Raw genomic sequence first — 14,471 nt, 5'->3', positions numbered from 1 at the left:
AAATCCTGCGCAAAACCTACGCAATTATCATGACAGACTAATCATAATTGCGATATTCTACGGCCACTTAGGCTCTGTAGCCTGCATTATTCATCTTTTAGCTTGTAGGGATAACGCCTTATGGCAGAAGCGCTTGTTTCTAAATACGTACAAACTCAGTTACGCGCACTCAACGCCGCGTTAACCAACGGTCAATTCGTATCTGTACGTAAGCTTCTGCTTGAATTACCGCCATCAGACGTTGCCCACATTCTTGAGTCTAGCCCTAGCAGAACCCGTGACGAATTATGGGAGTTGATTGATGGCGACTTTCACGGTGACATTCTAGAAGAGCTTTCTGACGATGTTCGAAACGGTATCATCTCAAAGATGCTCCCCGCCAATGTGGTTGATGCACTTGAAGAGATGGATACCGATGACTTAGCGGAGACGCTGAGCAGCCTTCCTGAGCCAGTATTGGCCGACATTCTCGATTCAATGGATGCACAAGATCGCGTACGTGCAGAACAAGCGCTGTCTTACGGTGAAGAAACCGCTGGTTTCATTATGAACACCGACACCATCACTTTGCGCCCTGACGTCACCATTGACGTGGTTCTGCGTTACATTCGCTTAAAAGGCGAATTGCCCGAAAACACCGATACCTTTTATGTGGTAAATAGAACCGACAACCTCGTGGGTATTGTTCCCGTTACCCGTTTGCTCACCGCTGATACCGATGACAAAGTGTCCGACGTCATGGATGAGGAATCGGAAGCGATTCCCGTAAATATGCCTGACGATGAGGTAGCAAGCCTTTTCGAGCGTTACAACTGGCTGTCAGCTCCTGTTGTAGATGAAAATCATCGCTTAGTGGGCCGAATTACCATTGATGACGTGGTTGATATTATTCGTGAAGACGCTGAACACTCAATGATGAGTATGGCGGGCTTAGACGATGATGAAGATACCTTTGCGCCTGTTATGCAAAGTACCAAACGCCGCTCGGTGTGGCTGGCGGTAAACTTAGTGACTGCGCTAATGGCAGCAATGGTGAGTGACCTATTTGAAGCAACGCTCAGTCAATTGGCTGTATTAGCTATTTTAAATACCATTGTCCCGAGTATGGGTGGTGTGGCGGGTAATCAGACGCTGACCCTTGTTATTCGAGGTATGGCACTAGGCCATGTTAACGCCAGTAACTCACGATGGCTTATCAGCAAAGAAATATCTATCGGCTTTTTGAATGGAGCGATCTGGGCGGTGCTCATTGCCTCTGTTATTGCGCTATGGAAACAAGACTACATGCTAGGCGTTATTATTGCCTTTGCTATGATGGTGAACATGATTGCTGCTGCTTTGGCGGGTGCAACCTTACCCATGATCATGAAGCGACTTAAAATAGACCCAGCCCTTGCAGGCAGTGTTATTTTAACCACAATAACCGATGTCGTAGGTATTTTTGCTTTCTTAGGTACTGCGACACTATTTTTAATCTAAGTTGTTTTTCAACATTCAAGCGTGAAGAGGCATAGATCAGCTTAAAAATACTCAGGCAATAAGCGCTCTCGCTGTATACCCATTAACATTCAATTTGTAACCCACACCCCATACGGTTTCTACTAGCTGTCCACCATTTTTAATGCTGTTGATTTTATCAAGTTTGGTGCGTAATCGATTGATGTGGGTATTCACCGTATGTTCGTAGCCTTCATGATTGTAGCCCCACACCTCACTGAGCAAGTGATTTCGAGAAAACACTTGATTTGGATGACGACAAAAATACTCCAGTAGCGTAAATTCTCTGGCCGTTAAAGACAGTGTTTGGCCATTTATGCTTACACTATGATAACGCTGGTCTATTCTGAGAGGACCTATGTCAATTCGCGCTTCGTTACCTTGAGATGGCTTTAAATGTTCTTGGTTAGGTATACTTCTGCGCATATGCGAGCGAATACGGGCAGTAAACATGCGTGCATCAAATGGTCCTGATAGGTAATCATCTACGCCTATTTCATAGTAATTTGCTTCATCTACCTCCGCGTCGGCCGTGTCCTCTGCCGTCGCGTCACTTTCCACTGCCATCACCCAACTTTCCGGATTTGTCTCTACCACGCTTTTTATACGATGAAGACACGTAATATTTCCATGCGACTCAACAATGATAAGCGAATAATGTTGCGCCTTAAGTAAAGACTCTGCGGATTGAAAATTAGAGACAGCGTCGTAAAGAAAGCAATGCTCACTTAAGCATTGCGATATGTTGTGTTGAAACTTGTTTCCACTGTAGATGATAAGGATCATATCTCGCTCCTAATTCGCCAATAAAAAACAAGACCGGAGCGTTCGCTGTTTAATTCCGCGTTAATATCATTTTTTTATAAAAAACATAACTTCAGAATTTATAACAGCATCGTTATTTGTTGAGACGAATCTGTATGTTTTTTGTGAGACTTCTGTGATGAATTGGACATTTTACTGCCCTAAATTTTTATGCGATTTAAGCCATAAACAAGGACAATAAAATGAAATTCACTAAACTTGCCAGTGCGACGTTGCTGTCACTAGCATCAGTATCAGTAAGCCAAGCTGTCACTTTAGATATTGAGATTACCAACCTGACTCAGGCGCAGAGTTTTACACCGCGCTTAGTCATTGCCCACGATGACACCGTCGATGCCTTTGAAGTAGGGCAACCAGCATCGTCAGCTTTGGCGTGGTTGGCTGAAGCTGGTGTGATTGACGATGAGCAAAACGCCGATTCAAGCGGCGCAAACTTTGAAGCGTTACTCGGCCCTGTTGATACCGACAATGGTTCAAATACGTGGCACCGTTTTGGCGGGCTTCTCGCGCCGAAAGCGACGTTAAGCTATCCCTTCGATACTATGGGCAAGCCATATCTTTCGCTACTTTCCATGCTAATACCTACTAACGACGCTTTTGTTGGTATGGACAGTATTGAAATTCCAACCGAGCCGGGTACCTATACTTATTACCTTAATGCATACGATGCCGGTACTGAGCTTAACGATGAACTAAATAGTGCCCGTACAGATGTTGTTGAAGCTGGGACCGGAAATGCGCTGGGTGGATATGGCGTTCCGGGTGTTGCCGGTGGTGGTGCTCCTACTCGTATTGTTGATTTGGGTACAGGTGGCACGGGCGTGGGTGCACAAATCGTTAATGGCGAAATTGAAGATGGTGAAGATGGCCCTGTACACATTCACCGCAATGCGCTTGGCGATACTGATAGCGCCGCTGGTGCTAGTGATCTGGACTCTACCGTACACCGTTGGTTAAACCCAGTTGCCCGCGTTGTTATTACTGTTCCTGCCCCATAAGGAGCCAAGATAATGAATAATTCAATAATAAAACTCAGTACATTATTGTTATTTTCAGCACTGCTTACTGCCTGTGGAGACGATGGCGATACCGGCCCGCAAGGTCCGGCTGGCCCCCAAGGGGAAGCGGGTGCTGATGGACAAGACGGTTCGGACGGACAAGATGGTATCAACGGTAATTCAGCGGTTTATACCGTACAAATTACCAACTTAACCTACTCCCAGCCCTTTGCACCTGCCGCCGTCATATTACACGAGTCAGGCTTCCATTCATTTAATGAGGGCGAGCCAGCCACCATGGGCATTGAAATTATGGCTGAGGGCGGTGACCCCTCTATGGTTATTACTGAAGCCATGGACTCCACGGACTTTTTGGATGCGCAAAACTCGGGGGGCATATTGGGCCCTCGCTCAATGGGCACAGAACTAACTCTTGTGGTTCCAGAACTCGATGCTGACGACCTGCGCCTTACGGTAACGACCATGCTGGTCAACACTAACGATGCATTCACCGGCTTAAACGCTGCAAATGTAAGCAACATGGCGGTGGGTGATATAAAAACATTTATGACAGTGACTTGGGATGCGGGTACAGAAGCAAACACAGAAACGGCTGCTACTATGCCAGGCCCTGCCGCTAGTGCAGCGGGTGGCGGCGGAGAAGCTGCGGGCTATGATGTGGTGAGGGATGATCTTGCCGATGCAGTAAGACTTCACCAAGGTGTAGTCACTAGTGCAAACGCTAATGACCCAAGCCGTGAAGGGCTATCTACGTCAGTGTTAACCGAAGCCCATCGCTTTGATTTTCCAACCAGTCGCGTGGTGATAACCCGAACCCGTTAACTGGTGAAAAGGCAGTACACCGTGAAAACGCCCTATTACGCGAGTAATGGGTGTTTTTGCTTTAGTGCGACGTGGAAACCGGAGATAAAACTTAACGTGAATAAGAAAGATAAGCGCTGGCTTTGCTGAATAGATAAACTTCACAAAGCCAGGCTAATACGTTGTTTGATCAGCTATTTAATGGGCTATTTAATAACTTTGAGGGTAGGTTTACCCTTTTTCGGTGGAACAGGTGCGTCTTTTACGTCACTTGCATCAGCGTCTTCCAGCGACGTTGGGCCGCTAGGTTGAGACACATCTTCAGATGTTTCTGGGCGCTCTTGCTGCGCACGAGCCACATCTTCTTCAGTGGCGAATACAGTTCCTGCACCATTTTCTCTTGCGTAAATAGCCATTACCGCTTCACAAGGCATAATTAATCTTCTGGGTTGCCCTGAGAAGCGCGCTTGGAACGATAAGCCATCTAAATCGAGAGAAAAATTAACACACGCACTAGGTGATACGTTAAGGACGATTTGACCATCCTTAACGAATTCCTGCGGCACTTCAACCAACTCGTTGGTTGCATCTACCACAATGTACGGCGTTAAGTCGTTATCAACAATCCACTCATAAAAAGCCCTAAGCAAATAGGGCTGGTTTGACGTCATAGATGTCATAGCGGGTTGTGGATCTCACGCTCTTGGTCAGTCAAAGACGCTTTGAAAGAGCTGCGAGAAAAAATACGATTCATGTAAGCATTAATTTCTTTGCTGCCAGCACCGTTTAATTCGATACCTAATGCAGGTAAACGCCACAACAGCGGAGCAAGGTAGCAATCCACTAAGCTGAATTCTTCGCTCATGAAATAGGGCATTTCACCAAAGACAGGCGCAAGCGATAGCAAGGCTTCACGCAGCTCGTTACGTGCTGCTTCTACGTCACCTTCGCCGCGGAAAATACGGGCAGCAAGCGAGTACCAGTCTTGCTCGATGCGGTGCATCATTAGGCGGCTCTGACCACGAGATACAGGGTAAACCGGCATAAGCGGTGGATGAGGGAAACGCTCATCAAGGTATTCCATGATGATGTGCGACTTGTAAAGTACAAGCTCGCGATCAACTAGAGTTGGAACAGTACCGTAAGGGTTAAGCTCCAACAGATCTTCAGACAAGTTGCTAGGATCTGTGTAGCTGATTTCAACACCCACACCTTTTTCTGCCAACACAATACGCACTTGGTGGCTATAAATATCAATTGTGTCAGAGAACAACGTCATAATAGAACGTTTATTCGCGGCTACGGCCATTCAATTTCCTCCGTCGAGAAACAAGTTTACGCTTACAAGTGGTAAGCTTATTACGTTAACTCGTGCTATCTGAAGACTCTATTTAGAAGGGTTTTCAGGTAGCACGAGTAAATACCAAAAAAGGGGGCGAGAAGCCCCCTTTTCATATTATACATAAATCTGTGCGATTAGTGCACTTCTCGCCAGTATTCTTTCTTAAGTAAGTAAACAAATACAAACAATACTGCGATAAAGATAAGTACCCACTTACCGATTTTTTGAGATTCAAGCTTTGAAGGCTCACCGGTGTACTCTAGGAAGTTCACGATATCGGCAACGGCTTGGTCGTACTCGTCAGGAGACATTGCGCCAGTACCATCTGACTTAATACCTACATAACGCTTAACCATTTCGCCATCAACCATTTGCTCTTCGTAAGTACGTGTTGGCGTACCTTGAAGTGGTTGAAGTACGTGTGGCATACCTACTTCTGGGAATACTGTGTTGTTCACACCAAATGGGCGGCTTTCGTCAACATAGAAAGAGCGCAGGTAAGTGTAAATCCAGTCTTCACCACGAACACGAGCCACTAGCGTTAGGTCTGGTGGAGCAGCACCGAACCAGCCAGCAGCAGCTTCTTCAGGCATTGCACGCGTAATGTAATCAGACACTTTTTCACCCGTAAACTGAAGGTATTCTTGACCTAATTCGTCAGGAATACCCAAGTCTTGGAATGAACGCTGATAGCGCTGATACTTCATTGAGTGACAGCCTAAGCAGTAGTTCATGAACAATTGTGCACCGCGTTGTAAAGACGCCTTATCGGTTAAATCGATAGGCGCTTTATCCAGGTGTACGTTCCCGCCTGCCGCAAGCGCTACGCCAGGTAGGAAGAAGGCTAAAAAGCACATCATTTTTTTCATTTAGAAATCCTCTCTGGCACAGGTTTCGTGTTTTCGTTTTTGCTGTACAAGAACAGTGCGATAAAGAAACCGAAGTACATTACCGTAGCAACTTGCGATGCAATGATCTTCCAGTTTTCTTGTGGTGTACCACCTAGGTAACCTAGGAAGATAAACACAATTGCAAACACAATAAGGTTAACTTTGTGTAGGCCACAACGGTAGCGCCATGACTTAACGCGACCACGGTCTACCCAAGGCAGGGCAAATAGCGCGGCAATGGCACCGAACATTGCTAATACACCGAATAGCTTATCAGGTACCGCCTTCAAAATGGCGTAGAACGGCGTGAAATACCATACAGGGAAGATATGTTCGGGCGTCTTCAACGGGTTCGCAATTTCAAAGTTAGGATGCTCAAGGAACTTACCACCCATTTCAGGGGCAAAGAAGAGCACGTAAGTAAACAATGCTAAGAATACACAGAACGCCACAAGGTCTTTAAGTACAATGTGCGGGAAGAACGGCAATACGTCATCAGCAATGTCGTACTTGCTTGTGTAGTATTCGTGAATTTCATACTTCGTCTTTTCAGACTCAGGTAATGAACCTTTCTTATGCTTAATAGCAATACCATCAGGGTTGTTCGAGCCCACTTCATGAAGTGCGATGATATGAAGGAACACAAGAATAACAATAACCAAAGGCAACGCAATAACGTGTAGTGCGAAGAAACGGTTTAGTGTTGCGCCAGAGATAACGTAGTCACCCTGTAGCCAAATAACCAGGTCAGGACCAACAACAGGGATAGCACCGAATAGCGATACAATTACCTGTGCACCCCAGTAAGACATCTGTCCCCAAGGCAGTACATAACCCATGAAAGCTTCTGCCATAAGTGCTAGGTAAATAAACATACCAAACACCCATAGAAGCTCACGAGGCTTCTGGTAAGAGCCGTAAATCATGCCACGGAACATGTGTAAATATACCACAATAAAGAACGCCGATGCGCCAGTACTGTGCATGTAACGGATGATCCAACCGTAGTCGATCTCACGCATGATGTATTCAACAGAAGCAAAGGCGCCTTCTGAAGATGGAACGAAGTTCATGGTCAACCAAATACCAGTAACAATCTGGTTCACCAAAACAATAGTTGCTAGAAAACCGAACACATACCAAAAGTTCATGTTCTTTGGAGCAGGATATTGAAGAGCGTGCATATTCGCAACGCGCATCATTGGGATGCGTTCTTCAATCCAACCTAGGAAAGCATTCATATTACACGGCCTCCGCTTCTGAACCGATGATGATGTTATTGTCATCAACGAATTGATATGGCGGTACAACCAGGTTCAATGGAGCAGGAACGTTTTGGAATACACGTCCAGCCATGTCAAATTTTGAACCATGGCACGGGCAGAAGAAACCATCTGGAACGCCTTCAACTACTTCTTCAAATGCACCGTCTTTAAGATGCTGTGGAGAACAACCTAAGTGAGTACAGATCCCTACAAGGATTAGGTACTCTTCCTTCATTGAACGGAAACGGTTTTGAGCAAAGGCAGGCTGCTGCTCAGCTTCAGAGTTAGGATCTTTCAGCTTATCTTCGTGTGTGCCTAGTTCTTCAAGAATTTCGGGCGTACGACGTACAATCCATACAGGCTTGCTTCGCCACATCACACGTACTAACTGTCCAGGCTCAATCCCGCTGATATCTACTTCAACGTCAGCACCGGCGGCTTTCGCTTTGGCGCTTGGATTCCAGGACGCAATAAAAGGCACAGCAGCACCAACGACACCTACACCACCAACTACCGACGTGGCAACGGTCAAGAACCGACGACGAGTGTTGTTTTCCGGCTGGTTTTCATTGTGTGCAGACTCTGTTGCATCTACAGATACATTGCTCATCCACATTTCTCCAGGTTTGGATAATTATGATGTGTAACCCAAGCTTATACTGGTTTTATCACGCTTGCGTCATGCATCATATGGCTTGTCATGACAGCAACGTACCAGTAAAAATTTACTGGTTTACGAGGTCACGAAAGTTTTCAAAATTTTCGACCGCAAATGATAAAAGAAAAGCCCTTATAAACACAAGGTTTTACTGATATTTAAGCGATAAATTAATCTAGCGCCTAGATAGAGAATTAGCGAGTGATATGAGTAAAATCAAGAAATTGCCCTATATTTAAGCAAATTCTTGATTCATTATTAAAACATTGTTAGCTAGAAAAGTGCTGTACTCAACACTAGTTCGTTATTTTCTGTAGTCTAACGCTGGGGCTCTCTGGCCAATCATTGGTATGTATTGCCCGGTTGATGAACGGGTTTTGAATTCATTTTTAGCCTTTTCAAGGTAAGATGGCTCTTTAAGTAGGGTAATTGCTGTTTTCGTCAACACCTCTGCTGCTTGATACATACCTTTATAGCCTATTCCCATACCACTCATTGATGACGCTTGCCAAGTATGAGGTGGTGTACCCTTAACCCACGTTGCAGTGGAAAGGCCAACAGTAGGAACCTGCCAACTAACATCTCCGACATCGGTAGATGCAGACCATACCGTTATGTCGGAACTAAAATTCTGAGGCGCACCATGCGTTGATATATCGAATGCGATATCGCGGGTATTGCTCATTTTTCTAGCAAACTCAATTTCGTCGTTGGTAAGTGGTATTTGAGGCGTTTCAACGAGTAAATCATGCATTAGTGAAGAGAGAAACACATTTGGAAGCACATTCCAAACACCTCCCGTAACTTCAGACTCGACGCTAGTTTGCGTTCCCAACGCCGCGCCTTCAGCAGCTAACTCCAGCCTTTCCCAAAGCGACAAAACCACGCCCGGTTTCGCTGATCTCACGTAGTAATAAACTTCTGCATAATCAGGCACGATGTTTGGCGCAGTGCCGCCATGTGTAATAACGTAGTGAATCCTTGTTCCGTCTGGCACGTGCTCACGCATCAAGTTTACCATCATGTTCATTGCCTCAACGCCGTCTAGGGCAGAACGCCCTTTTTCCGGCGCCGCTGCTGCATGAGCTGCTTCTCCAAAGAATCGAAACTTGCCACTTTTGTTTGCAAGTGATGATGAAGGAGAAGCGCTTGATGAATCGGAAGGGTGCCAATGTAACGCAACGTCCACGTCTTTGAACTCACCTGCACGTGCGAGATATACTTTTCCAGAGCCCCCCTCTTCCGCAGGAGTACCATAGATTCTCACTGTCCCCGTTGTCGAGGACCTATCTAAGAAGTCTGCGATATTCAAAGCAGCGCCGACTGCACCACCTGCAAACAAATTATGCCCACAAGCATGACCAGGTTGTACTACCTCGTGTTTCATTACTGGTTCTTTGTGGGCCTTCGCTTCTACCCCCATGCCTGGCAGTGCATCCATTTCTGCTAGCAGGGCAATAATCGGCTTTCCATTTCCGTATTCCGCAATAAACGCGGTGGGCATGCCTGCCACTTTTTGTGTGACAGAAAAGCCGCGTTTAGAAAGTAGTTCTTGCATCAAACTTGTGCTTTTCTCTTCTAAAAAGCCAAGCTCAGGCTCGCTCCACAAAGCTTGAGCCAAGCCTTTCATCTCGCTCTTATACGAAAAAGATACAGCCTGTTCATTTGGCTTCTCTGTATCGAATTGTGCACCTAATACAACGTCAGACAGAAGCATCAACGCACTAGCAAAATATAACTTATTCATTATTTTTTGAACCTTTCACTGTTGTACCTTGAATGTCAAAACCTCCAGGTGGAACAGAAAGCAAAGCGGGAATCAAAGCTCTCGCGGCTTTCCTTGCTACATATCGCGTTTTTTCGTTGGGCTCATTATCTCCTACTTCGTAGGTCACACCATGGACCTTGTATGTGTCAGCGATAAATTGTTTAAATACCCCCTTACCTGGTGATGTGCCCGGCTTGTCAACGACTTTAAATACACCTTTAGTTTTGCTCTGTAGCTCATCCAACCAGTCTACTACCAATTCACTGGGCGCTAGCGGTTCAGTCGAAGGAATTGTATAAAAGACGTTACCGTGTGTAGAGTGAAAGTCCATACCAAAAACTATTTTCCCACCGCTGTTTGACACCTTATCCAGGAATGATTTTACTGAAGCGGTCTCGGGCTGAGAGAACTCGTTCCAATCTCTATTGAGGTCCTTATGACCAAGACTATGACGCCAGTGACCATTAGCAACGCCATCAGGATTAATATTTGGAACCACGAGTACGTTAAACCGCGACAAAAATTGACTTTCGTTAGCAGTTTGCTTTAAGAACTCGTCTAAAAAAGAGAACATTGCTACAGCCCCTGTAACTTCAGGAGGGTGTTGGCGCCCTACGAAAATTACCCATTCATTATTGCTTGGGCGTGATAGTGTAAAAGCATCTATAGCTCTATTTTTAGTGGAATTGCCAATAGTAAATAGTTCAAAATCAAACGCTTTTTGTTTTTCCTTCAACCAATTTTGATATTGCTCATTCAAGATGGGTGGCTGAGCTGTGACAAAAAGGGGCTCATTAGAGGATTCTAAAGTAATAATCATCCCTCTTTCGTCCGTGTCAAAAGGTATAGGTGTCCAATGCTTTTTATCACTGCTCACTTTCGGCAGGTATCTTGGCGAATAACCATCAAAACTAAGCACTATTTTTAGCTTCAACTCATGCTTTGATGTGGCACTAAAATAGAACCAAGGACTTGGGTTGATGGGTTTGTCTTCTGGTAAAAATGATAAGACATACTCTCCGTTGTCAGTGAGCTCACAGCTATCTAAGCTTCCGCCTTCAAAGCCCGCTTCAAAAGTAACGTTAATGAAATTACAAGCTGCTACGGGTAAGGATAAGCACGAAAAAGCGAATAATAATACTCGAATCATAGATCTCTCCAAAGAAAAGGGCGCTCAGAAAGAACGCCCTTTTGAGTTAGTGGGTGTTTAAACTCTGAACGCTGATCAGAACTTATGATTTAGCGTTGCATAAGTGTACCTTCCCATCGATGAGTGCAATGCACTATTGAACCCAAACGTCTCATCTGAAAATGGCGGCTCTTCATTAGTTAGATTTCGCATACCTAATGTTAATTTAGTGGTCCCACTAAGCAGTGCGTTCTTACTGAACGTATAACTGAAAAAAGCATCAATCGTCGACCAATCGTCTATCACATAAGTCACTAACTCACCTTCATCATTGGTGTAGTTCAGACTTGTGTCTTCAACATCGCTCACGAATCGGTACTTCAATCCTGCTCTAACTGCTCCCACCGAATAAGTTAAAGCAAGGTTAGCACGCCATTCTGGGCGTTCATTTTGTCTTATTAACGAGCCATTGCTCCCAAAAATAGAGACTTGCTCTCCTTCAAACAAAAGCGCTTCATTGCCCGCGTTTTGCGCCGCAACAACGATATCCGTTATCGCGTCAGATCCTTGATCAAATTTCTTCAGATTTGCTGCATTTAAGTTGATTGAGAACTTACCTATATCTGTTTCCAATCTGTAATCAATACCGTAATCGATACCAGAAATTTCTCGGGGAAGTAGATTTGTATAGTCGTTGCGAACAAACAGAATCTCGTTATTTTCATCACGCACAACGTTGTCGTTTTGGCTACCTTGAGACCGAAGTAATGCATCGTAGAGAATTTGGGTTTGGCTATTTAAGATCCCAACCGTATTCTCCTGCTTTATCTCCCACCAATCGACAGTAAGCGTTAAGTTCTCAGTTGGTGTAATAACTACACCAAACGAATAATTTTCACTTTCTTCGGGACTCAGCGTATCACTTCCATTTCTCAGCTCTAAGGTACCTCTATTGCTTTGAGTAACTGGATCTACTCGCGTATTAGACCTTGCAACATCAATTGCGGTCACTTGTGGTAGTCCTGGCGCTTTAAAGCCGCCAGAATATGCACCGCGAAACAACGCATTCTCGTTTACTCTCCACGCTAAAGCGAACTTAGGTTTAAACACACTTCCTACATCAGAAAAGTCTTCATAACGCCCGGCAACCTGTAAGTCTAAGCTCTCTATTAGCGGTGCATCAGCAATGAGTGGAATCGCAAATTCAGCGAACGCAGATACGACGTTTCTACTCCCACTAGCATCTGGCGTTGGACTACTACCCAAAACCTGACTTGCAATCTCTGTGGATGTCAGGCCGACTAGATCAGTAAAAAACAACGTGCCATTCAAATCGTCACTACGCTTATCAAAGAAACTCTCATAGCGATATTCCAGCCCCGCAGCAAACCCAACCTCGCCAGCAGGCATAGAAAACAGGTCTGGTCTGGAAATTTTGGCATCGATTGAAGCAAGCTCAGTTTCAGATTCGCGCTCAACGTTAACCATAAAACTATCGATTACAGATTGAGAGACAACAGTGTCATCAGCGGAGTTAGGCGCACTTAAACTAGCACCACTAAAAATATTGTATGCTGTTAATTCATCTGTACTATTGACAGCTTCTTGAAAAAGGGTCGTGTTGATACGATTTGCAGAATCAAGGGTGTTTGCCTTCGAATACAATACTGCTGAGTCAAAATCCCAATCTCCTAAGTAGCCGCGCGTGCCTGCTAAAAGTCGATAACTATAGTCATCCACTTCTACATTTCTTGGTCCAGTATCTATTGGACGGTAGCGACGAACGGTAACCTCTTCTCCAAATGGGTTATAAAATGCATCAGCAGACACAGTAAAGCGTTGGGCCGTTAAATTTCCCGACTGTTCACGAATGCGTTTAGCGGTTGCTGAGTAATAAAGCGCCTCTGCATAAATTTCGATATCGTCATTCAAATAATGATTAACTAAGGTGTATAGATTGAGTCTATCGACTTCTGAACTTAGACTGCGTTGACTATTTGAGTCAAAACGCAAACTTCTAGGTGTAGAGCCTGAAGCAGCGCATACATCGTTATTCACCACCGCAGCGCAATCACCAAAAGACGAGGGCTGAAGATGAAAGGTTCCAAGCGAGTCTGATGAAAACTCCCCCCAAGGCGTAACGGTCGTGCGGTTGTCTAGTTGAGTATCTCCAAGAAAGTCTTCAGGAACTGCGAAGTAATCACGCAGATCTGACGTTGCAGAATAGGCTCGCTCGTCAGCCATCACCATATCTCTGTGGTAGTACCCCCCGCTAAAAGTTACATGAGTACGGTTGTCATTAAATAACCACCCGGCTGCGCCGGAAAGATTAATTTGGTCTCTGCCTGTACCTTGACTACTTCCGTACTGCGCTTGAATCTCCGCACCGACATACTTTTCATCGAGAACATAGTTGACAACACCAGAAATTGCGTCGGTACCGTAAATGGCGGCCGCACCATCCCTCAACACCTCCACTCGCTTCAAACCTTTAACTGGAAGGGTGTTAGAGTTGACGGTCGTGACAGGAACTAAATTTTCAGCTTGTGTTCCGGGATGTAGCACGAGACGACGGCCGTTTAATAGAGTCAGCGTATAACCCGTACCAACTCCTCTTAAGTTAATAGATGATACATCGCCACGAGCATCATTCACGCCACCCACAACTCGCTCACTATTAAAGTTTACAGCGCCTTGTTGAGGTAACTCTGCAAGAATTTCTGCGCCACTTGTTAATCCAAGTCCATCAATATCTTCAGAAGACATAGTAGTGACTGGGAGCGCCCCCGTGTCTTGCATTCCGCGAATGTTAGATCCCGTTACTTGAATTTTCTCAACGCTGGCTTCCTGTTTAGGTTGCTTGCTTTGTGACCTATCGTCACGTTGTTTCTTCAAAGGAGAGTTAGGAGAGTTGTCTTGAGGTACAACAATAAACGTACTGTCGGACGTCTTTTTATAGATATAATTACTGTTTTTGAGTAGACGTGAAAGCGCCTCCTCAACACTCATGTCGCCTGATACACCCGAGACGGAAGTGCGTTTAATTTTTTCGTCTGAGAACAGTATTTGAATTTCACTCTTTTCTGCCAATAGTAACAATGCATTATCGAGTGTGGTGGCTTCTATAGAGAGGTCTTCTATTGGTTTTGCATTTGCACCGTTTGATATAGCTAGCGCAATGCAAAGTGCGAGTGTACTTGTTGTTTTCGGCAACATCATGGCTGCTCCTTGTATATTTATTATGCGTTCTCTAATTAATACGCAGCCAGAATTAAAA

General features: G+C 45.0%; 12 protein-coding genes. 3 read left to right on the top strand and 9 right to left on the bottom strand.

All coding sequences use genetic code 11. From position 1 onward, the window contains the following. Positions 1-120: 120 nt before the first annotated feature. Positions 121-1,479: a magnesium transporter gene (gene mgtE / locus V7R42_RS05275; RefSeq protein WP_334019153.1), complete on the top strand. Its 1,359-nt coding sequence runs from the start codon at positions 121-123 to the stop codon at positions 1,477-1,479. A 51-nt stretch (positions 1,480-1,530) separates the two neighbouring features. On the opposite strand, the gene V7R42_RS05270 is transcribed toward mgtE, so the two are convergent. After that, positions 1,531-2,283 (bottom strand): response regulator transcription factor, encoded by a 753-nt coding sequence (locus V7R42_RS05270; protein ID WP_334019152.1) that lies wholly within the window; start codon positions 2,281-2,283, stop codon positions 1,531-1,533. A gap of 221 nt (positions 2,284-2,504) precedes the next feature. Between V7R42_RS05270 and V7R42_RS05265 the strand changes: the two genes are divergently transcribed. Together V7R42_RS05265 and V7R42_RS05260 are read left to right on the top strand one after the other, a co-directional pair. After that, positions 2,505-3,320 carry a spondin domain-containing protein gene (locus V7R42_RS05265; RefSeq protein ID WP_334019151.1) on the top strand — a complete coding sequence of 272 codons (816 nt, stop codon included), beginning with the start codon at positions 2,505-2,507 and terminating at the stop codon, positions 3,318-3,320. Positions 3,321-3,332: 12 nt separating this feature from the next. Beyond that, positions 3,333-4,163 carry a spondin domain-containing protein gene (locus V7R42_RS05260; protein WP_334019150.1) on the top strand — a complete coding sequence of 277 codons (831 nt, stop codon included), beginning with the start codon at positions 3,333-3,335 and terminating at the stop codon, positions 4,161-4,163. Positions 4,164-4,348: 185 nt separating this feature from the next. Here the strand turns inward: V7R42_RS05260 and V7R42_RS05255 are convergent, their stop codons facing one another. The 8 genes from V7R42_RS05255 to V7R42_RS05220 all read right to left on the bottom strand — a co-directional run bounded on the left by V7R42_RS05255 (position 4,349) and on the right by V7R42_RS05220 (position 14,410). Next, on the bottom strand, positions 4,349-4,822 hold the full coding sequence (locus V7R42_RS05255; RefSeq protein WP_334019149.1) for a ClpXP protease specificity-enhancing factor: 474 nt from the start codon (positions 4,820-4,822) through the stop codon (positions 4,349-4,351). Continuing rightward, positions 4,819-5,451 (bottom strand): stringent starvation protein SspA, encoded by a 633-nt coding sequence (gene sspA, locus V7R42_RS05250; protein WP_012517332.1) that lies wholly within the window; start codon positions 5,449-5,451, stop codon positions 4,819-4,821. Before sspA ends, V7R42_RS05255 begins: the two co-directional genes overlap by 4 nt. A gap of 167 nt (positions 5,452-5,618) precedes the next feature. Then, positions 5,619-6,353: a cytochrome c1 gene (locus V7R42_RS05245; RefSeq protein ID WP_105930680.1), complete on the bottom strand. Its 735-nt coding sequence runs from the start codon at positions 6,351-6,353 to the stop codon at positions 5,619-5,621. Continuing rightward, a complete protein-coding gene (locus V7R42_RS05240; protein WP_334019148.1) occupies positions 6,350-7,615 on the bottom strand; it encodes a cytochrome b in 1,266 nt (421 codons plus the stop codon). The genes V7R42_RS05245 and V7R42_RS05240 overlap by 4 nt, the downstream gene beginning before the upstream one ends. A 1-nt stretch (position 7,616) precedes the next feature. Further along, complete coding sequence (gene petA / locus V7R42_RS05235; RefSeq protein ID WP_049586157.1) at positions 7,617-8,249, bottom strand: ubiquinol-cytochrome c reductase iron-sulfur subunit; 633 nt, start codon at positions 8,247-8,249, stop codon at positions 7,617-7,619. A gap of 352 nt (positions 8,250-8,601) precedes the next feature. Next, entirely contained in the window at positions 8,602-10,044 is a 1,443-nt protein-coding gene (locus tag V7R42_RS05230) for an amidohydrolase (RefSeq protein WP_334019147.1), read from the bottom strand. Then, entirely contained in the window at positions 10,037-11,215 is a 1,179-nt protein-coding gene (locus V7R42_RS05225) for a M14 family metallopeptidase (RefSeq protein ID WP_334019146.1), read from the bottom strand. The genes V7R42_RS05230 and V7R42_RS05225 overlap by 8 nt, the downstream gene beginning before the upstream one ends. A gap of 75 nt (positions 11,216-11,290) precedes the next feature. Further along, positions 11,291-14,410, bottom strand: coding sequence for a TonB-dependent receptor (locus V7R42_RS05220; RefSeq protein ID WP_438823637.1), 3,120 nt, complete (start codon positions 14,408-14,410; stop codon positions 11,291-11,293). Positions 14,411-14,471: the final 61 nt, after the last annotated feature.

Origin of the sequence: Alteromonas sp. S015 (assembly GCF_036864485.1) — a bacterium.
In the GTDB taxonomy this organism is placed as follows: Bacteria; Pseudomonadota; Gammaproteobacteria; order Enterobacterales; family Alteromonadaceae; genus Alteromonas.
The sequence above is the reverse complement of the archived record's forward strand: the minus strand, read 5'-3'. Positions and strand labels throughout refer to the sequence as shown.